The sequence below is a fragment of the Limnochorda sp. genome, from assembly GCF_047459355.1.
In the GTDB taxonomy this organism is placed as follows: Bacteria; Bacillota; Limnochordia; order Limnochordales; family Limnochordaceae; genus Limnochorda.
This window is the reverse complement of the sequence record NZ_VSCV01000010.1, coordinates 39820-62285: the sequence shown is the minus strand read 5'-3', so window position 1 is coordinate 62285 and position 22466 is coordinate 39820. Positions and strand designations below refer to the sequence as shown.

The following is a 22466-nucleotide window of genomic DNA, read 5'->3' as shown; positions in this document are numbered from 1 at the left end:
GCGCGTGAATGGCATTCACGAGGTCGGCGGTTCGAGCCCGCTCGGCTCCACCAGATGAGCCCTCTGGAACCTGGGTTCCAGAGGGTTTTTCTTTTTGCTGGTTCCCGACGCCGAGTGCCTGACGCCCCCACACCGAAGCTTCCGGAAGAAACGAGCAGGACCCGCCGGGCCAGGTGCCGGCGGGTCCCAGCCCCCAGGCTTGCCTTACGGCTGGCGCCAGCGGGCGGGGGGCAGGTCGATGACCGTCTTCAGGCCGGGGCTGGCCGCCAGGACGTTGGGGATGGCATTGATCACCGCCGCCGCGGTGGCCAGGTCACCGGGAGTTCCCCGGGGGATGGTGAGCTCCAGCGGCGGCTCCCCCTGGAGCCGGATCGTGTCGTGCGGATTGGGCGCGCCCACGTACATCTGGAGGTGGAGGCGGATCCGCTCCTCGCCCTGCTCATCCAGCCCGACGGCCACCTGATCGATGCCCAAGACGTGGCCGGGCGGCACCGTTAGGTCGGGGCTCTCATATGGCTCCTGGGCGATCTTGGGCTGAAGGTCCGAGGTGATCTGGTCCAAGCTCCAGCCGAAGGCGGCGGCGATCATGGCCACCGACTCCACCAGCCCGATGTGCCCGAAGGTGCCCGTGGCCGCCTGGGCCTGGAAGGCGTCGGGGGTCAGGCCGGCCCCCACCTTCCGCTTCAAGGGCCCTCGGCGGGAACCCGCATCGACCACCCGCTCCACGTGGACGTGGCTGACGCTGGCCGCCGCGCCGGCCAGGCAGACCGGCAGGAAATCCATGACGAATCCTGGGTTGACGCCGGTGCCGAGGATGGTCACCCCAGCCCGGCGGGCCGCCTCGTCGATGGCCCGGGCCTCGTCGGGGTGGTGCCGCCAGGGGTAGGCCAGCTCTTCACACGTGGAGACCACGTTGAGCCCATGTTCGGCCGCCTCCACCAACTGGGGGGCGACCTGGCTCAGGAAGGAGCTGGTGGCGTGGACGGCCACCGTTGGCCTTTGGGCCGCCTGGGCCAGGGCTTCGGCCAGGCTGGGGGCGACCCGGAGCGCGCGGGCCGCCTTAGCCCCTGGGTCGGAGGGAGCCAGCCCCAGGACCTCCGCCACGGACCGCCCGGCCTTGTCGGGGGCCGGGTCCACCGCCCCCACGATGGCGGAGTCGCTCCGGGCGAGAAGCCGCCGCACGATACCCTGACCGATGGGACCGAGTCCAAGCTGGAGAATGGGTGTCAAGTGACTCTTCCTTTCTGGCTGCCGCGTTGAGGGGTGCGTTGGGTCCGGCGGGTGGGCCTGGCCGGGTGCGGGAGCCGCCGGGGGCCCAGGCCTCTGCCGGACGCCCAAAACCCTCTTCGTTTTCGGGTGGTGCCCACCTTCTGCCCCTACATTTCCATTGGATTCGGACAGATCCTCCTTGTCAGGGATTGGGGCTCCCCGACGGGGGGAGGTGGAGCGAGTTGCCCGTCACTTCCAGGATGGCCCGGGACTCCACCCACGCACCCGTGGCGATGAGCGCCAGCGCGAAGAGGAAGAAGGCCCGTTCGGCAGGGGTGAGGCCGGGTCCGCCCGGGAGGGCCGGGTCCGCGGGGAGGCCGCGGCCCCGCAGGCGGGCCCAGCGGGCCGACGCGGTGGCCGCCAGGATGTAGCCCGTCAGCTCGATGAAGCCCGAGTGGTGGACGATATCCAGCGGGCGGACGAGCCTCTGCCAGAAGGGCGGCGCCGGGGTGACCACCTCGAAGGACCAGCTGCCCAGGTAAGCGCCGGTGAGGATGGCCAGGGCCCAGAGGGCCAGGTAGCCCTGGGGCAGGAGGCGCCCCCGGGCCAGCCGGGAGGGGCTGGCGAAGAGGTTGCCCCCCACCACCACGCCCGTGGGCATCAGGTTGTAGCCGAAGATCTGGAGGGTTGAGCGCCAGAGGTCCGGGGCGGTGGTCCAGGAACTGACCAGGGGGTGCCTCCCCCGGAGGAAGCCGTCGGGCAGGACCACGAACGACAGGATGGCTGACAGGTAGAAAAGGGAAAAAAAGGAGAGGCAGAGCCAGGCGAACCGGCGCCAGGGCCGGGGTTCCAGGGTGCCGAGGAGGATCCGTTCCACGAGCCGACGCATGACGGGCGCACCTCCGGGCCCCTAGGTTCGCCGCCTGCCGGCCCCTCCCTCTGGGGCCGGAGCCGCACCCGGTCGCCCATGACAGGGGTGCCGACTCCGCATGGCCGGAAGGGCCGGTGGGAGCGCCGGAAGGGGCGCCGTGCCTGGGATGGCCCCCCCGGCTGCGGTATAATGACCCACAGATAGCCATCCACGGGCGGGCCCTCCCGGGGCCCGAAGCCACAGGAGGGGTTGCCGTTGGGCGTGCTCTCCCGGATGAGCACGGTCTTTAAGGCCAAGGTGAACAAGCTGCTGGACCGAGCGGAGAACCCGGAAGAGACCCTGGAGTACAGCTACCAGCGCCAGCTTGAGCTCCTGCAGCAGGTGAAGCGGGGCGTCGTGGAAGTGGTCGGCCAGAAGAAGCGCCTGGAGCTTCAGGCCGTCCGCTTGCGGGAGCAGAACAAGAAGCTGGAGGAGCAGGCGAAGGAAGCCCTCAAGCTGGGGAAGGAGCACCTGGCCCTGGAAGCCCTGCGTCGGAAGCAGGAGGCGGAGCTCCAGCTCCAGGAACTGGAGGCCCAGATCAACGCCCTCCAGGCCGAGCAGGAGAAGCTGGAGCGGAACGAGCAGCGTTTGCGGGCCAAGGTGGAAAGCTTCCGCACCCAGAAGGAGCTGATCAAGGCCCAGTACTCCGCGGCCGCGGCCCAGGTGAAGATCGGGGAGGCGGCCACCGGGCTGTCGGAGGAGCTGGCCGACGTCACCATGGCCATCGAACGGGCCCAGCGGAAGACCCAGGAGATGCAGGCCCGCGCCGCGGCCATCGACGAGCTGGTGGAGAAGGGAACCCTCCAGGAGACCTGGGGGGCCTCCGACCCTCTGGAGGAAGAGCTCCGCAAGGCCAAGCTCGACCAGGGCGTGGAGTCGGAGTTGGAGCGGCTCAAGCGGGAGGTGGCCGGCCAGTGATCGTCCGCATCCTGACCGAGGGCCAGTATGAGATCACCGGAGACCTCTTGGAGGAGCTGGACCGGGAGGATAACCGCCTTCTGGAGGCCATCGCCAACAGCGATGAGGAAGCCTTCCGGCGGGAGCTGGAGACGGTTCTGGCCATCGTCCGCCGGGGCCGGCGGCTGGCGGACGATGAGCTCGTGGAGTCCGATCTGATCCTGCCCGCCCCCGATACGGAGCTGACCGAGGCCCTGCACCTCTTTGCCGATTACCCGGCGGACCTCACCTGAAGCGGTTGAGGCCGCGCCAGGCCCAGGCCCGGCCCCAGGCCCCGGTGGGGCAGGGGCCGGCTTACGGTTCGGCAAAGACCCGCAGGTTCCGGAACGTGACGGAGACGGGATCGCCAAGCCCCAAAGCCGCCTGGTGGAAGGCCTCGTGGGGCAGTTCGGCCCGGAGGAGGTCGCCCGTCTCCAAAGCCAGGTCCAGCCGGACCTGGGGTCCGGCGGAGTGGATCCGGACCACCCGGGCCGGTAGGCCAGGGCTGCCGTTGGCCTGCCGGCGGACCTCCACCTCATGGGGGCGGACGAAGAGTCTGGCCTTCCGGTGACCGTTCAGGTCGGCCGGTTGGGGGGCCAGAGGCCACGGCCCCACCATCAGCCGGCCCGCCTCCACCCGGCCCCGGAAGAGGTTGACCTGGCCCAGGAAATCCATGACGAACATGTTGGCCGGGTGGTGGTAGACCTGGTCGGGGGTGCCCACCTGCTCCACCCGGCCTTCGTTCATGAGCACGATGCGATCGGCCACCTCCAAGGCCTCTTCCTGGTCGTGGGTGACGAAGAGCCCCGTCACGTGGATCTCGTCGTGGAGGCGCCGGAGCCAGCGGCGGAGGCGCTGGCGGACCTTGGCGTCCAGCGCGCCGAAGGGTTCGTCCAGGAGGAGGACCTGGGGATCGATGGCCAGGGCCCGGGCCAGGGCCACCCGCTGGCGCTGGCCGCCCGAGAGCTCCGCTGGCCGGCGCTGCTCGTACCCCTCCAGCTGGACCAGCCGCAAGAGTTCCATCACCCGCTCGCGGATCTTCGCCTCGCTGGGGCGGGTGGCCCGGGGACGAACCCTCAGGCCGAAGGCGACGTTCTCGAAGACGGTCATGTGGCGGAAGAGCGCGTAGTGCTGGAAGACGAAACCCACCCGCCGCCGGCCGGGGGGCCGGAAGGTGACGTCCTCGCCGTGGATCAGCACCGAGCCCGGCGGGTCGGGAAGCTCCAGCCCGGCGATGATGCGGAGCAGGGTGGTCTTGCCTGAACCCGACGGTCCCAGGAGGGCGACCAGCTCCCCTTCGGGAACCGTCAGGCTCACCCCCTTCAGGGCCTGAAAGGTGCCGAAGCGTTTCCGGATGGATCGGACCTCAATGCTCACCTTCCGTCCCTCCTTCGTCTCCCGGTGCGGTCCCGGCCCCGCCTTCCCGCCAGTCCAGGAGGGCCTTGAGCACCAGGGTGCCCAGGGCCAGCAGGGTGAGCAGGGAGGCGACCGCGAAGGCGCCGGTGAAGTCGTACTCGTTGTAGAGCATCTCCACGTGCAAGGGGACAGTGTTGGTCTTGCCCCGGATGTGCCCGGAGACCACCGACACCGCCCCAAACTCCCCCATGGCCCGGGCGTTGCAGAGGATGACGCCGTACAGCAGGGCCCGCCGGATCCGGGGGAGGGTGATCCTCCAGAAGATCTGCCAGCCGCTGGCCCCCAGCACCAGGGCCGCCTCCTCCTCGTCCGTCCCCTGGCCCCGCATGAGGGGGATCAGCTCCTTGGCGACGATGGGCAGGGTGACGAAGAGGGTGGCCACGACGATGCCCGGCGGGGCGAAGATCACCTGCCAGCCCCGCTCGGCCAGCCAGGGCCCCAGCCACCCTTGGCGCCCGAAGAGCAGGACGAAGACCAACCCCGCGATGACCGGCGAGACGGTGAAGGGGAGGTCGATCAGCCCCTCTAGGAACCGCCGGCCGGGAAAGGGCGCGCGGCTCAGACACCAGGCGGCCGCCAGGCCGAAGAGGGTGTTGGCCGCCACCGCCGAGGCGGCCACCTGAAGGGTGAGGCGGATGGCCGCCAGGGTGTCCGGGTCGCGCAGGGCCTGCCAGTAGGTCCCCACCCCCTTGGCGAAGGCCTCCACGAAGACGACGGCCAGGGGAAGGAAAAGGACCAGCCCCAGGATGGTGAGCCCGCTCCCGATGAGGAGCGCCCGGACCCACGGCGGGTCGCTGCCGGGCGGGGCGGAGGGTGCCCCGTTGGGTGCCTGGAGCCGATTGCCTGCCAGCCAGCAGATCCTCATCCCCCAACCCGCCCCTTATGGCCCCGGGCCCCCGCCAGCCGGGTTTCGAGGACCCGGGCCGCCAGCAGGAGGACGAGGGAGCCCGCCAGCATGACGACGGCGATGGCGGCGGCTCCGGCGTAGTCGAACTGTTCCAGCTTGGCCATGATCAGGACGGGGGTGATCTCCGTCCGGTAGGGCAGGTTGCCGGAGATGAAGACGATGGAGCCGTACTCCCCCAGGGCCCGGGCGAAGGCCAGGGTGGCCCCCGTCAGCACCGCCGGGGCGATGGCCGGCAGGATCACCCGCCCGAAGGTCTGCCACCGCCCGGCGCCCAGGCTCTCCGCCGCCTCTTCCAGCTCCCGGCCCAGATCCCGCAGGGCGGGCTCCACCGTCCGGACCACGAAAGGCAGGCCGACAAAGACCAGGGCCAGGACCACCCCCAAAGGCGTGAAGGCCACCCGGAGGCCCAGCCCGTCCAGGAAGCGGCCCACCCAGCCGGTGGGGGCGTAGACCGCGGTGAGCGCGATGCCTGAGACGGCGGTGGGGAGCGCGAAGGGGAGGTCCACCGCGGCGTCGACCAGCCGGCGCCCGGGGAAGGGGTAGCGGGCGAGGCACCAGGCCAGGAGGAGGCCGAAGACCCCGTTCAGCCCCGCCGCGGCCAGGGAGGCCCCGAAGGAGAGCTTGAGGGAGGCGAGGACCCGGGGGTCGCTCACCTGGCGGGCCACCTCCTGCCACCCCAAGCCGGCGGCCCGCAGGATGAGGGCAGCCAGGGGGAGGAGGACCACCAGGCTGAGGTAGAGGGTGGTCACCCCCAAGGAGAGGCCGAAACCTGGGAAGAGCCTGGGACGGGCTGGGAACATGGGCGCCTCACCTGCCTTGGGCCAGGATTTGGTCAAAGAGCGCGCCGTCGGCGAAGTGGATCCGGTGGGCCTCTTCCCAGCTTCCGAAGACCTCCTCAATGGTGAACCGGTGCACCTGGGGGAAGGCTCGGAGCTCCTCGGGAGCCACATATTCGGGGAAGGCGGGCCGGTAGTGGTGGCGGGCGATGAGGCGTTGAGCCTCGGGCGAGTAGAGGTAGGCCAGGTACGCCCGGGCCACCTCCAGGGTGCCCCGGCGCCGGGCCACCCCCTCCACCACGGCCACCGGCGGCTCCGCCAGGATGCTGATGGGGGGCACCACCACCTCGAAGGCGCCGGGGCCCAACTCCTCCAGGGCCAGGTAGGCCTCGTTCTCCCAGGCAAGGAGCACATCGCCCAGGCCCCGCTGCACGAAGGTGATGGTTGCCCCCCGGGCGCCGGAATCGAGGACGGGCACGTTCCGGTAGAGCTGGGTGAGGTAGGCCCGGGCCTGCTCTTCCGCGGCCCGGACAGCTTCCGCATGCTGGGGGTCGCGGACCCGGCTCAGATCGCCCAGCTCCCGGTGGAGGACGGCTCCCCAGGCGGCCAGGTAATTCCAGCGGGCCCCGCCGCTGGTCTTGGGGTTGGGGGTGATCACCTGGACCCCCGGCTGGATGAGGTCGTCCCAATCGGTGATCCCCTTGGGGTTCCCCCGGCGGACCAGGAAGACGATGGTGGAGGTGTAGGGGGCGCTGTTGTGGGGCCACGCCTGCTGCCAATCAGCGCTGATGAGGCCGGTGAGGGAGGCGATGGCGTCGATGTCGTAGGCGAGCGCGAGGGTGACCACGTCGGCTTCCAGCCCGTCGATAACCGCCCGGGCCTGCCGGCCGGAGCCGCCGTGGGACATCTGGACCCGGACCTCTTGGCCGTGCGCCGCCAGCCAGTACTGGGCAAAAAGCTCATTGTACGCCTGGTAGAACTCCCGGGTGGGGTCGTAGGAGACGTGGAGCAGGGTGACGGGGGGCGCCTGGGCGCCCGCCCCGCCGGCCCAGCCGCTCATCAGCCCCAGGGCCAGCACCACCCCGAAGGCCCGACGGAGGACCCCCCGCCCCGGGAGGCCAGGGTGCAGCGCCATGGTCTCATCTCCTCCTCGCACGAAGGGCTCGAAGGCGATCAGACCATGTACTATGCAGGCTTGGGCTCCTAGGAGCGTTGTCCACCCCGGAAGGGCGGCCTCAGGCGGGCCGTGGGGCGGGTCGCGGATGGGGTGGGGGTTGGAGGGTTCTGCCGGCGCTGGGAGGGCTCAGAGAGGCATGCCCCACATGGGGTACCAGCGGGTGACGTCGGGTTCGATGGGCATCTCTTTCTCCATGGCCGCTTGGAACTGGAACTCCAGGTCGCTCGCCCGGTCCTTGCCGGACCCGGTGGGGACAAAGGGGTAGAAGGCGCCCCGCTTGTAGTTGTAGATCAGGTAGGCGGCCGGCCGGTCGGGGGTGGTGAAGCGGAAGACGGCGGCCAGGAGCTGGGGCCCGTACCCGTGGCTTTGAAGCTCCTGGGCGGCCAGGTGGATGAGGGCGACCAGATCGTCCAGTTGGGGGTCTGTCAGGACGATCCAGCGGTACCGGTAGGAGTCGGTCTCCACCTGGATCTCGGTGCCCGTCTCCCCGGCGGCCGCCCGGACCAGATCCTTCAGCTCCTCATCCAGCTGGCGGAAGGCGCCGGTGGTGATGGGTTTGAGGCAGAGGGCCGCGCGGCCTGCCGGCTCCCAGCCCAGCTCGGTCTTGAGGGCGAGCTGGGCGGTGGTGAGGGCGAAGAGCCCCTCAGGGCGGGCCTTGGGCAGGCGGGTGCGGCCCAGGAGCGCGTCCAGCCAGCCCATTACCGGCGCATCTCCTCTTCCAGCCGCCGGAGGTGGGCCAGGCGCCGCTCCAGGGACGGGTGGGTGGAGAAGAGCTCGGCGAAGCCATCGCCGCTCAGGGCGGGCGCGATGAAGAAGGCGTTCATCGCCTCCGCCTCCCGCAGATCCCGCTGCGGGACCACCTTCATCCGGCCGCTGATCTTGATCAAGGCTGACGCCAGGTGGGACGGCGCGCCCGTCAGGATGGCCGCGCCCCGGTCGGCCGCGAACTCCCGGTACCGGGAGAGGGCCCGGATGAGGAAGAAGCTCAAGGTGTACACCAGGATGGAGACCAGGTAGACGATGACGCCCCAGTTGGCCCCGTTCCGGTCATCCCGGCCGCCGAACCCGCCCCAGAGCCCCCAGTAGAAGAGGTGCTGGGTGAGGTACCCGGCCAGGGTGGCGAAGAAGCTGGCAAAGGTGATGATGGCCACGTCCCGGTTCTTGATGTGGGTGATCTCGTGGGCCACCACCGCCTCCAGCTCGTGGGGTTCCAGCTGATCGAGGAGCCCCTGGGTGACGGCCACCGTGGCGGTCCGCTGGTTCCGGCCCACCGCGAAGGCGTTGGGAATGCGGGCGGGCGAGATGGCCACCTTCGGCTTGGGCAGGTCGGCCAGAGCCGCCAGGCGGGCGACCATGTCGTGGAGTTCCGGCGCCTGCTGGGGCGTCACCTCGCGAGCCCCCATGGAAAGCAGGGCCAGCCGGTCGGAGAGAAAGTACTGGGCGGCCAGCATCAGGCCCAGCACGAGGACCATGGTCTGGATGCCCGCGTTGGCCTGGAGGAGGATCCAGGTGAAGAAGAGGTAGAGGGCCCCCAGCAAGACCACCGTCAGCATCATGCGGGCCGTCAGGCCTCGATCTGGCGGAAGGGTCTTGGTACGAACTGCCATGCCCGTGCCTCCTTGACCACGCTCGCAGATGGAGGAGCGGCGCTCCCAGGGCGCGGCCCCGGCCGCGCAGCCCCGGACACCGGGTCGTCCTCACCAGCATTGTACGACAGCTCCTGTTCTCACACAACGGCCGGGCCCGGCAAAGGCAGAGCCGCCGCCTTTTCCCGCCGCCCGATCCCGACGGGCGAGGCCCTGAGCTGGCTCCCCCTTCCGGCAGGGAGGGCCCGCCCCTGGAAGAAAGGGGAGGGGCGAGGAACGATTGCTTGCCGAAAGGGTGTCTGCCATGACGGGTCTCCAGACGGGGCACGGAGCGGGGGCCGCCTGCCGGGCCTTTGCCCGCCGGCTCTTTGGCGGTCTCCTGGCGTGGGTTCTGGTCGCCGGGCTGGCCGGGGGCGCGGCCGCCCAGGAGCCTGTGCCTGAACCGCTGCCCTACGGCCGGCTCACGGTGGAAGGGGTGGCCTCCCGTACAGTCGTCCCCGACCAGGCCACCATCGACTTCGGGGTCCGGCAGGAGGCGGCCAGCGCGCAGGCTGCCTTCGACAGCGCCCAGTTCCTTCTTTCCATGGTGGTCACCGCCTTGAAGGCCAACGACGTGCCGGAGGAGGCCATCCGGACCACGGGCCTCACCCTTCACCCCGTCTACCGGTACGAGGAGGGGGCCTCCAAGCTGGTCGGGTACGCGGCCGAGGGGAGCGTCCGGGTGGAGACCCGGGACCTGCGCCGCCTGGCCAACCTGATCGATGCCGCGGTGGCGGCGGGCGCCAACCGGATCGCCAACCTCCAGTATGGCGTGAGCGACGAGCAGGCCTTGCGGGAGGAGCTGCTGACGGAGGCGGCCCGCCAGGCCCGGGAGAAGGCGGAGCGGATCGCCGGGGCCTTGGGCCAGACGGTGAAGAGCGTGGCCCAGGTGCGGGAGAGTTCCGCCCGCGCCTTCGGCCTCCAGCGGAGCGTGGCCCTGGAGGCGGCCGCCGACGCCTCCTTCGTCCTGCCGGGGACCATGGCCATCGAGGCCCGGTTGGAGGTGGAGTTCATCCTGGCGCCCGCCAAGCCCATGACCGCCCTGCCCCACCCGGAGCCGGAGGAGGCTGAGACCACCGCTGAGCCCTAAGGCAAGGAGCGCCGGGGCAGGGCCCCATGGCCTCGCCTGGAGCGCCCGGGGTGTGGGGGCAGGGCGGGCAGAAGGGGGCCGGGCCTAACCCCCCAGGTAGGCCTGCCGCACCTGGGGATCCTGGGCCAGCGCGGCCGCCGGGCCAGCCGTCTGGATCCGGCCCGTCTCCAGCACATACCCCCGATGGGCGAGCTTCAAGGCCTGATGGGCGTTCTGCTCCACCAGGAGGAGGGTGGTGCCCTCCCGGTTGATGGCGGCCAGGGTGGCGAAGATCTCCTCTACCAAGACGGGGGCCAAGCCCATGGAAGGCTCGTCCAGGAGCATGAGCCGGCTGCGGGTCATGAGGGCCCTTCCCACCGCCAGCATCTGCTGCTCGCCCCCCGAGAGGGTGCCGGCCAGCTGGCCTTTCCGCTCGCCCAGGCGGGGGAAGAGGGCGAAGACCCGCTCCAGGTCCTGGTGGACCCGGGCCCGGTCCCGGCGGCCGTAGGTGGCCAGGAGGAGGTTTTCCAGGACCGTCAGGTTGGCGAAGATCCCCCGGCCCTCGGGGACGTGGCTCACGCCCAAGGCCACCACCTGGTGGGGGGGAAGCTGGGTGAGGTCCACCCCGGCGAAGCGGATCGTCCCCCCGCTGGGCGGGACGAGGCGGGAGATGGCCCGCAGGGTGGTGGTCTTGCCCGCGCCGTTGGCGCCGATGAGGGTGACGATCTCCCCTTCCTCCACCACCAGGTCGATGCCGTGGAGGGCTTGGATGGGCCCGTAGTGGACCCGGAGCCCCCTCACCTCCAGCAGGCTCACGACCCACCCGCCCCCTGGCCCAGGTACGCCTCCAGCACCCGGGGATGCCGGCGGACCTCGTCGGGGGTCCCGCTGGCGATGAGCCGGCCGAAGTCCAGCACGTGGACCACCTGGCAGAGGCCCATCACCATCCGCATTTGGTGCTCGATGAGGAAGATGGTCACCTGGAAGCTGGCCTGCAGCCAGCGGATTAGCTCCATCAGCGCCTCCACCTCCGCCGGGTTCATGCCCGCGGCCGGCTCATCCAGCAACAGGAGCCGGGGCCGGGTGGCCATGGCCCGGGCGATCTCCAGCCGCCGCTGGTCCCCGTAGGGGAGGCTCCCTGCCGGTTCCAGGGCGTAGCGGGCCAGGCCGAACCGCTCCAGCCACTGGTAGGAGGCGGCGAGGATCGCCTCTTCCTCCTCCCGGAAGGGCCGGCCCCGGCTCAGCCAGGCCCCCGGCCCGTAGGTGACCCGGGCGAAGTGGGCGATGCGGACGTTCTCCAGGGCGGTCAGGCCCTTGAAGAGGCGGATGGACTGGAAGGTCCGGGCGATGCCCCGCTGGACGATGGCCGCGGGCGGAAGGCCCACGAGGTCCTGGCCGTCGAAGAGGATCCGGCCCCCGGTGGGCCGGTAGACGCCGGTGATCAAGTTGAAGACGGTGGTCTTGCCCGCGCCGTTGGGCCCGATGAGCGCCGTCAGCTCGCCCTCCGGCACCTGGAGGGTGAGGTCGGCGACGGCCTGGAGGCCGCCGAAGCGGCGGCTCACCCCCTGAAGCTCAAGCAGGGCCATGGGGTCCCACCCTCCCTGCCTCGCCCGCCGGGGGCCACCCTTGGCGGCCTCGGCCCAGGGCCTCCAGGCGGGCCCGGAGGTTCCGCTCCTCCCGCGGAATGAAGGCGACGAACTCCCGGAGGCCCATGATGCCCGTGGGCCTCAGGATCATGAGGAAGACCAGGAGGAGCGGGGCGATAGCCATCCGCCACTGGCCCAGGAAGCGGAGCCACTCCAGGGCCACGGTGTAGACGGTCGCCCCGATGACCGAGCCGGCCAGGGACCCGATCCCGCCCAGGTAGACCATGACCAGGATCTCCGTGGAGCGGACGATGTCGAAGCTCCTTGGGGTGATGAACTGGACCACGTGGGCGAAGAGCCCCCCGGCCAAGCCCGCCAGGGAGGCGGAGAGGATGAAGGCATGGAGCTTCACCCGGCGGGTGTCCACCCCGAGGAGCTCCGCGGCCACCTCATCCTCCCGGATGGCCAGCACCCCCCGGCCCAGGTTGGCGTAGATGAAGTTGCGCAGGAGCCAGAGGGAGGAGATCACCCAGAAGACCACCCAGGGCAGGGTGGTGAGGCGCTGCATCCCCAGGAAGCCCCGGGGCCCGCCGATCACCTCCAGGTTCTCAATGGCGCTCTTGACGATCATGTTCAGGGCCAGGGTGACGATGGCCAGGTAGTCGCCCCGGGTCCGGAAGGAGGGGAAGGCGACCAGTAGCCCCACGATCCCCGCGGCGAGGCTGCCCACCAGGAGGGCCAGGGGGAAGAGGAGCGGGGCGGCCTGGAAGGGGAAGAGCCGGACGGTGATGAGGGACGAGACGTACGCCCCCACGGCCATGAAGGCCGCATGGCCCACGGCGAACTCCCCCATGTAACCGTTGACCAGGTTGAGGCTGGCGGTGAGGATGATGTGGATCCCCACGTACATCAGGATCTGCTGCTGGTAGGGGTTGAGCCACCCGTACCGGTGGATGAGCCACGCGGCCAGAAGGAGCCCGGTCAGGACCAGGGGCCAGCTGGCCGGCCTCGCGAAGAAGGCGGTGGTGAGATCGGCGGCCCGGCTCACCAGCCGGCGGGGCGCGGCGGGCGTGGACGGGACGATGGCGGCTCCCTCCTTCCCCTAGACCTTCTGGACCTCCCGCCGCCCCAGAATCCCCTGGGGGCGGAAGATCAGGAGCAGCAAGAGCAGGCCGAAGGCGATGAAGTCCCGGTAGGTGGAGGGCAGGAAGGCGGCCACCAGCACCTCCGCCCCGCCCAGGACGAAGGCGCCCAGCATCGCCCCCCGGATGACGCCGATGCCGCCCACCACCGCGGCCACGAAGGCCTTCCAGCCTACCAGCACCCCCATGTAGGGCTCGATGACGGGATAGGCGGTGGCGTAGAGGAGCCCGCCCGCCGCGGCCAGCCCCGAGCCGATGGCGAAGGTGAGGGCGATGATCCGGTCCACCGAGATGCCCATCAGGGGCACCACGCTCTTGTCCCAGGAGACGGCCCGCATGGCCATCCCCGTCAGGGTCCGGTTGACAAACCGGTCCAGGATCAGCATGAGGAGGAGGGCCACCAGGAAGATGACCAGCTGGACAGTGGTCACCCGGACGGGCCCCGCCTGGTAGACGGCGCTGGCGATGAGGGGCGGCATGAGCCGGGGCTGGGCCCCTACCGAGGCCAGGGTGAAGTGCTCCAGGAAGAGCCCCACCCCCAGCGCGGTGATGACGGCCGAGACCCGGGGCGCGTGCCGCAGGGGGCGGTAGGCCAGGCGTTCGATCATGACCCCCAAGAGCGCGGTGGCCGCCATGCTGGCCAGCAGGGTGGGGAGGAAGGGGAGCCCCAGGACGGCCGCGGCGAAGAAGCTGAAGAAGGCGCCCACCATGAAGATGTCGCCGTGGGCGAAGTTGATCAGGCGGAGGACGCCGTAGACCAAGGTGTAGCCCAGGGCGATGAGGGCGTAGATGCTCCCCAGCTGGAGGGCGTTGACCATCTGCTGGGCGACGAACGGCATGGCGAACCTCCCCTCGCGAGGCGGAATGGGCGGGTGCTCAGGGATCTGGCCGCGGCCCGGGGGTGGGGCCGCGGCCAGCCTCCCGCCTTAGGGGGCAGCGCTGCCGAAGTAGCGGAAGGCGCCCTCCTGGATCTGGAGGACCACCGCGGTCTTCTCCGGATCCCCCGAGCCGCGGAAGCTCATGGTGCCGGTGACGCCCGTGAACTCGGTGATCTGGGCGAGGGCCTCCCGGATCGCCTCCCGGTCGGTGGAGCCCGCGGCCTGGATGGCCTGGAAGAGCATGCCAAAGGCGTCGTAGGTGAGGGCGGCCACATCGTCGGGGGTGGCGCCGTAGCGGGCCTCATACCCCTCGATGAAGCGGCGGGCCTCCGGGGTGGCGATGTCGGGGGCGTAGTGGGTGGTGAAGTACTGGCCCTCCATGGCCTGGCCGCCCAAGGTGATGATCTCCGCGCTCCCCCACGAGTCGCTGCCCACGACGGGGCCGGAGTAGCCCAGGTTCCGGGCCTGCTGGATCTGGAGCGGCACCTCGCTGTAGTAGTTGGGGAGGAAGAGGACGTCGGGCTGGAGGGCGGTGATCCGGGTCAGCTGGGAGCTGAAGTCCCGGTCGCCGGTGGTGTAGGTCTCAAAGGCGACCACCTGGCCGCCCAGCTCGGTGAAGGAGCTCCGGAAGATCTCGGCGATCCCCTTGTTGTAGTCGCTGGCCACATCGTAGAGGACCGCGGCCCGCCGGGCGCCCAGGTCGTTGTAGACGAAACTGGCCACCACCCGGCCCTGGAAGTCGTCGGTGAAGCAGGCCCGGAAGACGTACCGCTTCCCCGCGGTGGTCTGGGGGTTGGTTGACCAGGGGGAGATCATGGGGGTCCGGGCCGACTCGGCGATGGTGGCGGCAGGGATGGCGTCCCGGCTCGCGTTGGGGCCGATCATGGCCACCACCCGGTCCTGGTAGATGAGCTTCTGGGCGACCGCGGCGGCGATGGCCGGGTTGTCCTGGTTGTCCTCGATGATCAGGCGGACGGGACGGCGGGTGCCACCGACCAGGAGTCCCCCGGCCGCGTTGACCTCGTCCACCGCCATCAGGGCCGCGTTCCGGCTGGACTGGCCGACGACGGGAATGCTGCCCGTCAGCTCCGCGTTGAGGCCGATGACGATCTCCTGGGCGGAAGCGACCCCCCACGCTCCGCAGGCCAGGGTGAGCACCAGGAGCAGGAGCAGCCGACGGCGCACAGGACCTTCCTCCTCTCAGAGTGTGGGAATCGAGCGAATTGACAGTCTAGACCGAGTACCCACGACAATTCCACCCGGAGGAGGGGAATCCTGCCGCGGGAGCCGGACGATCTGCGCGCGAGTATACAAACATTTTCCGGTCGGTTTGATTAGAATTAGCTATGATCATCAGGAAGGCGGCCCTTCCCGGGCGGCCGGATCATAGCGTAGAGAAGGGGGTTTGGCTGACCTATGGCGGCACACGGCGCCGTTGAGGCTGCCATCCAAGCCAAGGGGTACGCCCACCCGGAAGCCCTGGTCACCACCCAGTGGGTGGCCGACCACCTGGACGATCCCAATGTCCGCCTGGTGGAGTCCAACGAGGACGTGCTCCTCTATGATCTGGGGCACATCCCCGGCGCGGTGAAGATCGACTGGCAGACGGACCTGCAGGATCCGGTGATCCGGGACTACCTGGATCCCGAAGCCTTCGCCCGGCTGGCCAGCTCCAAGGGCATCGGACCTGACACGACCGTCGTCTTCTACGGGGACAAGAACAACTGGTGGGCCTGCTACGCGTTCTGGGTCTTCAAGCTCTTCGGCCACCGGGATTGCCGCATCATGGATGGGGGCCGGGCCCTCTGGGAGGCGGAAGGGCGGCCCCTGGTCCGGGAGGTGCCCCAGTACCCGGAGACAGCCTACCCCGTGCCCAGCCGGCAGGACTCTCTGATTCGGGCCTTCCGGGAGGACGTGGAGGCCCACATCCGGGCCCGGAAGCCCCTGGTGGACGTCCGCTCGCCGGACGAGTACTCTGGAAAGAAGCTGCACATGCCCGAGTACCCCCAGGAGGGGGCCCTGCGGGGCGGCCACATCCCCGGGGCTCGGAATGTGCCCTGGGCCCAGGCGGTCCGGGAGGACGGCACCTTCAAGAGCGCGGAGGAGCTGCGGGCGATCTACGTGGAGCGGGAAGGGCTGAAGCCTGAGGACGACGTGATCGCCTACTGCCGCATCGGCGAGCGGAGCTCCCACACCTGGTTCGTCCTCACCTACCTGCTGGGCTTCGCCAAGGTACGGAACTATGACGGTTCCTGGACCGAGTGGGGGAACCTGGTGCGGGCCCCCATCGAACGCTGAGGCGTCCGGGAGCCGCGGGTCCAAGGAGCACCGGGGCGCGTCCCTCTCCGCGAGCGGCGGAGGGGCGCGCCCCGTCTGAGATGGGAGTGGGGCGGGTGGACCGCCAGACGCAGATCGAGTTCCTCAGCGATCACTACCGGAATCCCCGGGGACGGGGCCCCCTGCCCGGTGCCGATGTGGTCCTCCCCGGCGGCAACCCGGGATGCGGCGACGTGGTGACCATCTACCTGAAGGGGGACGGCCAAGGGGGCATCGACCAGGTCCAGTTCGAGGGCGAGGGGTGCACCATCAGCCAGGCGGCCGCTTCGGTCCTCATGGAGCTGGTCGCCGCGGGTCAGCTCGATGCCGAGAGCATCCTGGCCATGGACGGTACGGACATGATGGACATCCTGGGGCGGGAACTGGTGGCCTCCCGGCCCAAGTGCGCCACCCTTGCCCTGGGCACCTTAAAGACCGCCCTCCGCCAGTACCGGCGGAAGCTGGCCCTGGAGCGGGCAAGCCAGGAGGACCGGCCCGGCGGTGGGCTCTAAGAAGAGGAGGTCCGGGGCCCGCGTGGAAGGTTGGGCTGTCACCAGGGGTCCCTGGGCCGGGTGAGACCAGGGTGGGAGGGGGCAGGAGGCCACGGGAGCGGGTCAACCGCCGGAGCAGCCGGTCGACGTGGTGCTCCTGGAAGCGAGCTACGGCGGGGGGCACGCCCACGCGGCGGCCGCCCTGGCCGCGAGCTTGGCGGAGCTGGCGCCCTCCCTTCGGGTGGAGCGGGTCGACGTCTTCGATCGGATCAGCCCTGCCCTCAATGAGGCGACCCGCTACGCCTACATCCAGTGCCTGATCCACGTGCCGCTGCTCTGGCGGGAGGTGTACGAGCGGACCCGGCACGTCCCGCCCGACTCCCCCTGGCAGCTCTTGGACCGGGCGGCGGCTCGGCGGGTTGGGCGCTTCCTGGCGGGCAAGCGTCCCCGGGCGGTGGTGGCCACCCATCCAGGACCGGCCCGGCTGGCCGGAGCGTTGCGGGCTGCGGGCCAGCTGGACGCCCCCGTCTTCGCGGTGGTGACCGACTACGTGGTCCACGGCCTTTGGGCCCATCCCGGGGTGGACTGGTACCTGGTGGGCCATGAGGCGGTCCGGGACGGGCTCACCGCGCGGGGGATCGACCCGGCCCGGGTGGCGGTCACGGGGATCCCCATCCATCCCCGCTTCGGCCGCCCGGCCGACCGAGAGCGGCTCAGGCGGGCGTGGCAGCTGGGCCCGGAGCCGGTGGTCCTCTTCATGGCCGGCAGCGCCGGCCTGGTTCGGGGCATGGAGGACGCGTGCCGGGCCCTGGTCCAGGCCCAGGGGCGCTTCCAGCTCCTGGTGGTGGCCGGCCGGGACGGGGTCTTGGAGCGGCGCTTGCGGGCGGCTGTGGCCGGGGCGGCCCGGCCGGCGCGGGTGCTGGGCTTCGTCGACCGGGTGGACGAGCTGATGAGCCTGGCCGACCTGCTCCTCTCCAAGGCGGGGGGCCTGACGGTGAGCGAGGCCCTGGCCAAGGGGCTGCCCATGGTGATCTACCGGCCCATCCCCGGCCAGGAGGAGGGGAATGCGGCCTTCCTGGTGGCCCACGGGGCGGCCCGGGTCACCCGGGAACCCCAGGAGCTGGTGGCCCAGGTCCAGCACCTTCTGAGGAGCCCAGGGCTCAGGGCTCAGATGGCGGCGGCCGCCTCCCAGTTGGGCCGGCCGCAGGCTGGGTTGGCGGCGGCTGGTCTGCTCCTGGAGGCCGCCGGACTGGCGGGGCGGGATGGAGGCCCGAGGCGCGATGGTGGCGATGGGTTGGGCTAAGATGGGGGCCTATTCCGAGAAGCTCGGTCGGGATGGCCCGGGCCCCGTCGGACATCCAGGGGCCGGGGGAGGCAAAGGGCATTCAATTCGGCCTTTCCTTGCCTTGACGCTGGGGAATCCCCCCCATATAATGACTGGCGACGGCAGGGCTATGGGCTGAAAACCAACTAACGAACTCGGTTTTGCCCCGGTTCGCCGTGGGGGCGGGCGGAGCCCGGGGCCGAAGGAGGTTGGGATCATGGGCAAGGCGGTCGTCGATCTCGGCGAGTACAAGTACGGCTTCCGCGACCCAGAGCAGTACGTCTACGATACGGGCAAGGGGCTCTCCCGGCGGGTGGTGGAGGAGATCTCCTCGATTAAGGGCGAGCCCCAGTGGATGCGCGACTTCCGCCTGAAGGCGCTGGAGATCTTCGAGAAGAAGCCCATGCCCACCTGGGGTGGCGACCTCTCCAAGCTCAACTTTGACGAGGTGCGCTACTTCGTGCGGGCCAGCGAGCGGCAGGGCCGGAGCTGGGACGAGGTCCCCGAGCAGATCAAGCGGACCTTTGACCGGCTCGGCATCCCCGAGGCGGAGCAGAAGTTCCTGGCCGGCGTCTCCGCCCAGTACGAGTCGGAGGTCGTCTACCACAACATCCGGAAGGACCTGGAGGCGCAGGGCGTCATCTTCTGCGACATGGACACCGCCGTCCGGGAGTACCCCGACCTGGTGCGGGAGTACTTCGGGACCGTGGTGCCGCCGGGCGACAACAAGTTCGCCGCGCTCAACAGCGCGGTCTGGAGCGGCGGCAGCTTTGTCTACGTACCGGCCGGGGTGAAGGTGGAGATCCCCCTGCAGGCCTACTTCCGCATCAACGCCCAGAACATGGGCCAGTTTGAGCGGACCCTGATCATCGCCGAGCCGGGGAGCTTCGTCCACTACATCGAAGGCTGCACGGCCCCCATCTACTCCACCGACTCCCTCCACGCCGCGGTGGTGGAGATCATCGTCAAAGAGGGCGCCCGGGTCCGGTACACCACCATCCAGAACTGGTCGACCAACGTCTACAACCTGGTGACCAAGCGGGCCGTCGCCTACCGGGACGCCACCATGGAGTGGGTCGACGGGAACCTGGGCTCCAAGCTGACCATGAAGTACCCCAGCATCTACCTGATGGAGCCTGGGGCCAAGGGCGACGTCCTCTCCATCGCGTTCGCCGGCCATGAGGGCCAGCACCAGGATGCCGGGGCCAAGATCTACCACATGGCGCCCTACACCACGTCGACCATCGTCAACAAGTCCATCTGCAAGAACGGCGGCATGACCACCTACCGGGGGATCGTGCACGTCGCACCCGACGCCCACCACTGCAAGTCCAACGTCAAGTGCGACGCGCTCATCCTCGACAACCGGTCCAAGACCGACACCATCCCCGACATGGAGATCATGAACAACACCGTCGCCATGGAGCACGAGGCGTCGGTCTCCAAGGTGTCGGAGGAGCAGCTCTTCTACCTCATGAGCCGGGGCTTGTCGGAGCAGGAGGCGACCCTCATGGTGGTCATGGGCTTCATGGAGCCCTTCGCCAAGGAGCTTCCCATGGAGTACGCCGTGGAGCTGAACCGGCTCATCGAGCTGGAGATGGAAGGTTCGGTTGGCTGAACGGGCAGAACCCCCTCGTCCTGCCAGGGTCGCCGGCAGTCCGGCGACCCTGGCGCGTTGAGCGGAGTTTTCCGATGGCTCCGGCAAGGCCCGGCCCCGGAGGAAGAGGGATCGCGGACGAGAAAGGAATCGGGGATGGAAGGTGCCTCGATCGACCCATGATGATGCGGGGGGTTGGGTGACGTGGCTGAGTGGATCCGCCTGGCCGAGGCCTCGGAGATGAAGGTGGGCGAGGCCCGCCGGTTTGTGGTGGGCAACCAGGCCATCGCCCTCTTCCGCCTGGCCGACGGCTTCTTCGCCATCGGCGACCGGTGCTCCCACGCGGAGGCCTCCCTGGCCGAGAGCGACGTGGACCCGGAAGCGGGGGAGGTGGCCTGCCACCGCCACGGAGCCCGGTTTGACATCCGGACGGGGAAGAACCTCAGCCTGCCGGCCACGCGCCCGGTGCCCCGGTTCCCTGTCCGGGTGGTGGACGGGCAGGTGGAGGTGGCGATCGAGTAAGGCGGCGCGCCGGGGCCGGCGCGTCTGGGGTGGGAACTGACGTGGACGAAGGGGGCAAGATCATGGAGGAGCTCGTACAGCAGCTGGCCACCCCGGGTGGCAAGATGGTTCTTCTGGTCTTGGACGGCCTGGGAGGGTTGCCGCACCCGGAGACGGGCAAGACCGAACTGGAGACGGCCCGGACGCCCAACCTGGACGCTTTGGCCCGGAAGGGCAGCCTGGGGCTGCACGATCCTGTCGCGCCGGGCATCACCCCGGGGAGCGGCCCGGGGCACCTGGGGCTCTTCGGCTATGATCCCGTCAAGCACCTGGTGGGCCGGGGCGTGCTTTCGGCCCTGGGCGTCGGCCTGGAGCTGGGTCCCCAGGATGTCGCCGCTCGGATCAACTTTGCGTCCATGAAGGACGGAGTGATCGTCGACCGGCGCGCAGGCCGGATCCCGTCGGAAGAGGGCGCCCGGCTGGTGGAGAAGCTCTCCCAAATCCGCCTGCCCGGGGTGGAGATCGAGCTGAAGGCGGAGATGCAGCACCGGGCGGTGGTGGTCTTCCGCGGGGAGGGTCTTTCGCCCCACGTGACCGACTCCGATCCCCAGGAGACGGGCGTTCCCGCCCGCCGGGTGGAGCCCACCAGCTCCGAGCCCGAGGCGGCTCGGATGGCGGAGGTGGCCAACCAGTTCATCGCCGAGGTGAACCGGGTCCTGGCCGATGAGTGGCCGGCCAACACCGTCCTCCTGCGGGGCTTCGACCGGATGCCCAACCTGCCCAGCTTCCAGGAGCGGTACGGCGTCAACCCCGCGGTCATCGCCGTCTACCCCATGTACCGGGGTTTGGCCCGGCTGGTGGGGATGACCGTTCTCGATGCGGGCCAGGAGATCAGCGACGAGTTTGACCGGCTGGAGGCCGCCTGGAACGACTTCGACTTCTTCTTTGTCCACGTCAAGCCGACGGACTCGGCCGGGGAGGATGGGGACTTCGACCGGAAGGTCCAGGTCATCGAAGAGGTGGACGCCCAGATCCCGCGGCTGTTGAAGCTGGAGCCGGCGGCGATCCTGGTTACGGGCGACCACTCCACTCCGGCCCTCTTCCGGGCCCACAGCTGGCATCCCGTGCCCTTCCTGATCGCCTCCCAGTGGAGCCGCTGGGAGAACGACTGCGAGGGGTTCGGCGAGCGGGCCTGCTCCCGGGGCCAGTTGGGCCGGGTCCGGGCGGTGGACTTGATGCCTCTCCTCTTGGCCCACGCCGGGCGGCTGAAGAAGTTCGGCGCCTGAGCCAAGGTCGGGGCCTGAGCAGGGGAGCCGCACCCAGGAGCTGCCAGCGCCGGGTCTGGCCGGCGCCGGGCAGGAGAAGCCATCCTCGCCGGGGAAGCCCCCTGGCGAGGATGGAGTGCGTGTGAGGGGACGAAGGGCGATGGTGCACGGAGAGGTCGGCGGGCGGGCAGGGCGACGGGCCTCCGGGCGGATCCTGCGCGGAGGGCTCCTGCTCCTGGTGATCTGCCTGCTCGCCGGGGGGACAGGCCTGCCCGCCGCGGCCCAGGCGGGCGAGCCGCGCGTCTTGCGGCCGGGCATGTGGGGCGAGGACGTCTTCAACCTGCAGCGCCTGCTCATCCGGGTGGGCTTTGAGCTGCCCGCCACGGGCATCTACGGCGAGATGACCACGGCGGCCGTTCGGCAGGTCCAGCGGTACGGCGGCCTGGCGGTGGACGGCGTGGCCGGGCCGGCCACCATCGCCTTCCTCCAAGAGCTGGCCGCCCGTCCCCGCTACGTGGTCCAGCCCGGCGACACCCTCTACGACTTGGCCCGCCGCTTCGGCCTCTCCATGACCGACCTGGTGGACGCCAACCTTCTCCAGTCCACCACCCTCCGCCCGGGCCAAGAGTTGGTCATCCCCGGGTACTGGATCTACTCGGTCCGCCAGGGGGAGACCCTGGGCGGGCTGGCCCGCCGCTTCGGCGTGAACGTGAACACCCTGGCCCGATCCAACGGGCTGGCCACCAACGCCTCCCTCAAGGCGGGGCAGGCCCTGTGGGTTCCCCTGCCCGACTGGTGAGCCCTTCGGCCGGGGGCCCCCGGCGCCGTCAGGTCTCTTCCTGAACCCAGCCGGGCTCCCTTCGGGCCAGCTCCTCCAGCTCGGCGGGGGGCAGGGCCCCCAGGGGGCCCTGCCGGCCCCGGCGCTGGCTGCCCAGCGGGTGATCGGCCTCCATGTGGTACTCCTGATGGGCGAGGCATCCGTCGCAGAGCACCCGGTCCGGGCCTGGCGTCGGTGCGCCACAGACCTGGCAGAGACCCGCTTCCACCCCGATCCCGCCTTTCACGAGGCCACCATCCTTCCTCAGTCTCCCACCCGGGTCGGCCCGCTACCCCCTTCGGCCCCCGTCGGGCCCTTTCTGGTGCATCTTTACAGCCCATGGTATGATCGATGGGGGGGTGACGGCTATGTGGCTTCCAGCCCTCATTTGGGCCTTCTTACTGGTAGGCCTGCTGGCCGCCATCCGCCGGGACCGGCGGGCCTGAGTGGCCCGGGCGGCCCGCGCGCAGGATACCGTTGCTCAGAGGCCGAATCGCGACGAGGTTCGCTCTCACCAGCAGGAC

The 22466-nt window shown here is 70.1% G+C and carries 24 protein-coding genes; 10 read left to right on the top strand and 14 right to left on the bottom strand.

Annotation, left to right across the window (positions count from 1 at the left end; genetic code table 11):
* Positions 1-204 precede the first annotated feature (204 nt).
* The gene (locus tag FWJ67_RS05565; protein ID WP_304171355.1) at positions 205-1230 is read right to left on the bottom strand and encodes a saccharopine dehydrogenase NADP-binding domain-containing protein; all 1026 of its coding nucleotides are present in this window, start codon (positions 1228-1230) and stop codon (positions 205-207) included.
* Between the two features lie 181 nt (positions 1231-1411).
* On the bottom strand, positions 1412-2098 hold the full coding sequence (locus FWJ67_RS05560) for a hypothetical protein (RefSeq protein ID WP_304171357.1): 687 nt from the start codon (positions 2096-2098) through the stop codon (positions 1412-1414).
* Positions 2099-2341: 243 nt separating this feature from the next.
* On the opposite strand from FWJ67_RS05560, the gene FWJ67_RS05555 reads away from it, so the two are divergent.
* Positions 2342-3037, top strand: a complete 696-nt coding sequence (locus tag FWJ67_RS05555) for a PspA/IM30 family protein (protein ID WP_304171376.1) — start codon at positions 2342-2344, stop codon at positions 3035-3037.
* Positions 3034-3309 carry a PspA-associated protein PspAA gene (pspAA, locus tag FWJ67_RS05550; RefSeq protein ID WP_304171359.1) on the top strand — a complete coding sequence of 92 codons (276 nt, stop codon included), beginning with the start codon at positions 3034-3036 and terminating at the stop codon, positions 3307-3309. The genes FWJ67_RS05555 and pspAA overlap by 4 nt, the downstream gene beginning before the upstream one ends.
* Positions 3310-3370: 61 nt before the next feature.
* Here pspAA and FWJ67_RS05545 read toward each other — a convergent pair whose 3' ends face one another.
* The 6 genes from FWJ67_RS05545 to htpX all read right to left on the bottom strand — a co-directional run bounded on the left by FWJ67_RS05545 (position 3371) and on the right by htpX (position 8938).
* A complete protein-coding gene (locus FWJ67_RS05545; RefSeq protein WP_369686530.1) occupies positions 3371-4432 on the bottom strand; it encodes a sulfate/molybdate ABC transporter ATP-binding protein in 1062 nt (353 codons plus the stop codon).
* Entirely contained in the window at positions 4422-5336 is a 915-nt protein-coding gene (gene cysW, locus FWJ67_RS05540; RefSeq protein WP_304171361.1) for a sulfate ABC transporter permease subunit CysW, read from the bottom strand. Before cysW ends, FWJ67_RS05545 begins: the two co-directional genes overlap by 11 nt.
* Positions 5333-6178, bottom strand: coding sequence for a sulfate ABC transporter permease subunit CysT (gene cysT, locus FWJ67_RS05535; RefSeq protein WP_414482621.1), 846 nt, complete (start codon positions 6176-6178; stop codon positions 5333-5335). The genes cysW and cysT overlap by 4 nt, the downstream gene beginning before the upstream one ends.
* 7 nt (positions 6179-6185) lie before the next feature.
* A complete protein-coding gene (locus FWJ67_RS05530; RefSeq protein ID WP_304171364.1) occupies positions 6186-7289 on the bottom strand; it encodes a sulfate ABC transporter substrate-binding protein in 1104 nt (367 codons plus the stop codon).
* A 168-nt stretch (positions 7290-7457) separates the two neighbouring features.
* Positions 7458-8030, bottom strand: a complete 573-nt coding sequence (pspAB, locus tag FWJ67_RS05525; RefSeq protein ID WP_304171366.1) for a PspA-associated protein PspAB — start codon at positions 8028-8030, stop codon at positions 7458-7460.
* Positions 8030-8938: a zinc metalloprotease HtpX gene (gene htpX, locus FWJ67_RS05520; RefSeq protein ID WP_304171368.1), complete on the bottom strand. Its 909-nt coding sequence runs from the start codon at positions 8936-8938 to the stop codon at positions 8030-8032. The genes pspAB and htpX overlap by 1 nt, the downstream gene beginning before the upstream one ends.
* 283 nt (positions 8939-9221) lie before the next feature.
* Here htpX and FWJ67_RS05515 point away from each other — a divergent pair, with 283 nt between their 5' ends.
* Complete coding sequence (locus FWJ67_RS05515; protein WP_304171370.1) at positions 9222-10046, top strand: SIMPL domain-containing protein; 825 nt, start codon at positions 9222-9224, stop codon at positions 10044-10046.
* 84 nt (positions 10047-10130) lie between these two features.
* Here the strand turns inward: FWJ67_RS05515 and FWJ67_RS05510 are convergent, their stop codons facing one another.
* The 5 genes from FWJ67_RS05510 to FWJ67_RS05490 all read right to left on the bottom strand — a co-directional run bounded on the left by FWJ67_RS05510 (position 10131) and on the right by FWJ67_RS05490 (position 14816).
* Positions 10131-10841: an ABC transporter ATP-binding protein gene (locus FWJ67_RS05510; protein WP_414481969.1), complete on the bottom strand. Its 711-nt coding sequence runs from the start codon at positions 10839-10841 to the stop codon at positions 10131-10133.
* Positions 10838-11611 (bottom strand): ABC transporter ATP-binding protein, encoded by a 774-nt coding sequence (locus FWJ67_RS05505; protein ID WP_414481968.1) that lies wholly within the window; start codon positions 11609-11611, stop codon positions 10838-10840. The genes FWJ67_RS05510 and FWJ67_RS05505 overlap by 4 nt, the downstream gene beginning before the upstream one ends.
* Entirely contained in the window at positions 11598-12659 is a 1062-nt protein-coding gene (locus FWJ67_RS05500) for a branched-chain amino acid ABC transporter permease (RefSeq protein ID WP_414481967.1), read from the bottom strand. The genes FWJ67_RS05505 and FWJ67_RS05500 overlap by 14 nt, the downstream gene beginning before the upstream one ends.
* 54 nt (positions 12660-12713) lie before the next feature.
* Positions 12714-13592, bottom strand: a complete 879-nt coding sequence (locus FWJ67_RS05495; protein WP_304173468.1) for a branched-chain amino acid ABC transporter permease — start codon at positions 13590-13592, stop codon at positions 12714-12716.
* Positions 13593-13679: 87 nt separating this feature from the next.
* Positions 13680-14816, bottom strand: a complete 1137-nt coding sequence (locus FWJ67_RS05490; RefSeq protein WP_414481966.1) for an ABC transporter substrate-binding protein — start codon at positions 14814-14816, stop codon at positions 13680-13682.
* A gap of 231 nt (positions 14817-15047) precedes the next feature.
* Here FWJ67_RS05490 and FWJ67_RS05485 point away from each other — a divergent pair, with 231 nt between their 5' ends.
* From FWJ67_RS05485 to FWJ67_RS05455, 7 genes are all read left to right on the top strand, one after another.
* Positions 15048-15929 carry a sulfurtransferase gene (locus FWJ67_RS05485; RefSeq protein WP_304173464.1) on the top strand — a complete coding sequence of 294 codons (882 nt, stop codon included), beginning with the start codon at positions 15048-15050 and terminating at the stop codon, positions 15927-15929.
* A 95-nt stretch (positions 15930-16024) separates the two neighbouring features.
* Complete coding sequence (locus FWJ67_RS05480) at positions 16025-16459, top strand: iron-sulfur cluster assembly scaffold protein (RefSeq protein ID WP_414481965.1); 435 nt, start codon at positions 16025-16027, stop codon at positions 16457-16459.
* 127 nt (positions 16460-16586) lie between these two features.
* Positions 16587-17741, top strand: coding sequence for an MGDG synthase family glycosyltransferase (locus FWJ67_RS05475; protein WP_304173459.1), 1155 nt, complete (start codon positions 16587-16589; stop codon positions 17739-17741).
* A gap of 238 nt (positions 17742-17979) precedes the next feature.
* Positions 17980-19380 carry a Fe-S cluster assembly protein SufB gene (gene sufB / locus FWJ67_RS05470; protein ID WP_304173458.1) on the top strand — a complete coding sequence of 467 codons (1401 nt, stop codon included), beginning with the start codon at positions 17980-17982 and terminating at the stop codon, positions 19378-19380.
* Positions 19381-19563: 183 nt separating this feature from the next.
* Entirely contained in the window at positions 19564-19881 is a 318-nt protein-coding gene (locus FWJ67_RS05465) for a non-heme iron oxygenase ferredoxin subunit (protein ID WP_304173455.1), read from the top strand.
* A gap of 62 nt (positions 19882-19943) precedes the next feature.
* Positions 19944-21146: a 2,3-bisphosphoglycerate-independent phosphoglycerate mutase gene (locus FWJ67_RS05460; protein WP_304173453.1), complete on the top strand. Its 1203-nt coding sequence runs from the start codon at positions 19944-19946 to the stop codon at positions 21144-21146.
* Positions 21147-21285: 139 nt separating this feature from the next.
* Complete coding sequence (locus FWJ67_RS05455; protein ID WP_304173452.1) at positions 21286-21924, top strand: LysM peptidoglycan-binding domain-containing protein; 639 nt, start codon at positions 21286-21288, stop codon at positions 21922-21924.
* A 28-nt stretch (positions 21925-21952) separates the two neighbouring features.
* Here the strand turns inward: FWJ67_RS05455 and FWJ67_RS05450 are convergent, their stop codons facing one another.
* Positions 21953-22189 carry a hypothetical protein gene (locus FWJ67_RS05450; protein ID WP_304173450.1) on the bottom strand — a complete coding sequence of 79 codons (237 nt, stop codon included), beginning with the start codon at positions 22187-22189 and terminating at the stop codon, positions 21953-21955.
* Positions 22190-22466 lie beyond the last annotated feature (277 nt).

Excerpts from the sequence above, each read along its gene's own strand:
- FWJ67_RS05560 (WP_304171357.1), bottom strand. The coding sequence starts at position 2,098 with ATGCGTCGGCTCGTGGAACGGATCCTCCTCGGCACCCTGGAACCCCGG.
- cysW (WP_304171361.1), bottom strand. The coding sequence starts at position 5,336 with ATGAGGATCTGCTGGCTGGCAGGCAATCGGCTCCAGGCACCCAACGGG.
- cysT (WP_414482621.1), bottom strand. The coding sequence starts at position 6,178 with ATGTTCCCAGCCCGTCCCAGGCTCTTCCCAGGTTTCGGCCTCTCCTTG.
- FWJ67_RS05530 (WP_304171364.1), bottom strand. The coding sequence starts at position 7,289 with ATGGCGCTGCACCCTGGCCTCCCGGGGCGGGGGGTCCTCCGTCGGGCC.
- pspAB (WP_304171366.1), bottom strand. The coding sequence starts at position 8,030 with ATGGGCTGGCTGGACGCGCTCCTGGGCCGCACCCGCCTGCCCAAGGCC.
- htpX (WP_304171368.1), bottom strand. The coding sequence starts at position 8,938 with ATGGCAGTTCGTACCAAGACCCTTCCGCCAGATCGAGGCCTGACGGCC.
- FWJ67_RS05515 (WP_304171370.1), top strand. The coding sequence starts at position 9,222 with ATGACGGGTCTCCAGACGGGGCACGGAGCGGGGGCCGCCTGCCGGGCC.
- FWJ67_RS05505 (WP_414481968.1), bottom strand. The coding sequence starts at position 11,611 with ATGGCCCTGCTTGAGCTTCAGGGGGTGAGCCGCCGCTTCGGCGGCCTC.
- FWJ67_RS05495 (WP_304173468.1), bottom strand. The coding sequence starts at position 13,592 with ATGCCGTTCGTCGCCCAGCAGATGGTCAACGCCCTCCAGCTGGGGAGC.
- FWJ67_RS05485 (WP_304173464.1), top strand. The coding sequence starts at position 15,048 with ATGGCGGCACACGGCGCCGTTGAGGCTGCCATCCAAGCCAAGGGGTAC.
- sufB (WP_304173458.1), top strand. The coding sequence starts at position 17,980 with ATGGGCAAGGCGGTCGTCGATCTCGGCGAGTACAAGTACGGCTTCCGC.
- FWJ67_RS05460 (WP_304173453.1), top strand. The coding sequence starts at position 19,944 with ATGGAGGAGCTCGTACAGCAGCTGGCCACCCCGGGTGGCAAGATGGTT.
- FWJ67_RS05455 (WP_304173452.1), top strand. The coding sequence starts at position 21,286 with ATGGTGCACGGAGAGGTCGGCGGGCGGGCAGGGCGACGGGCCTCCGGG.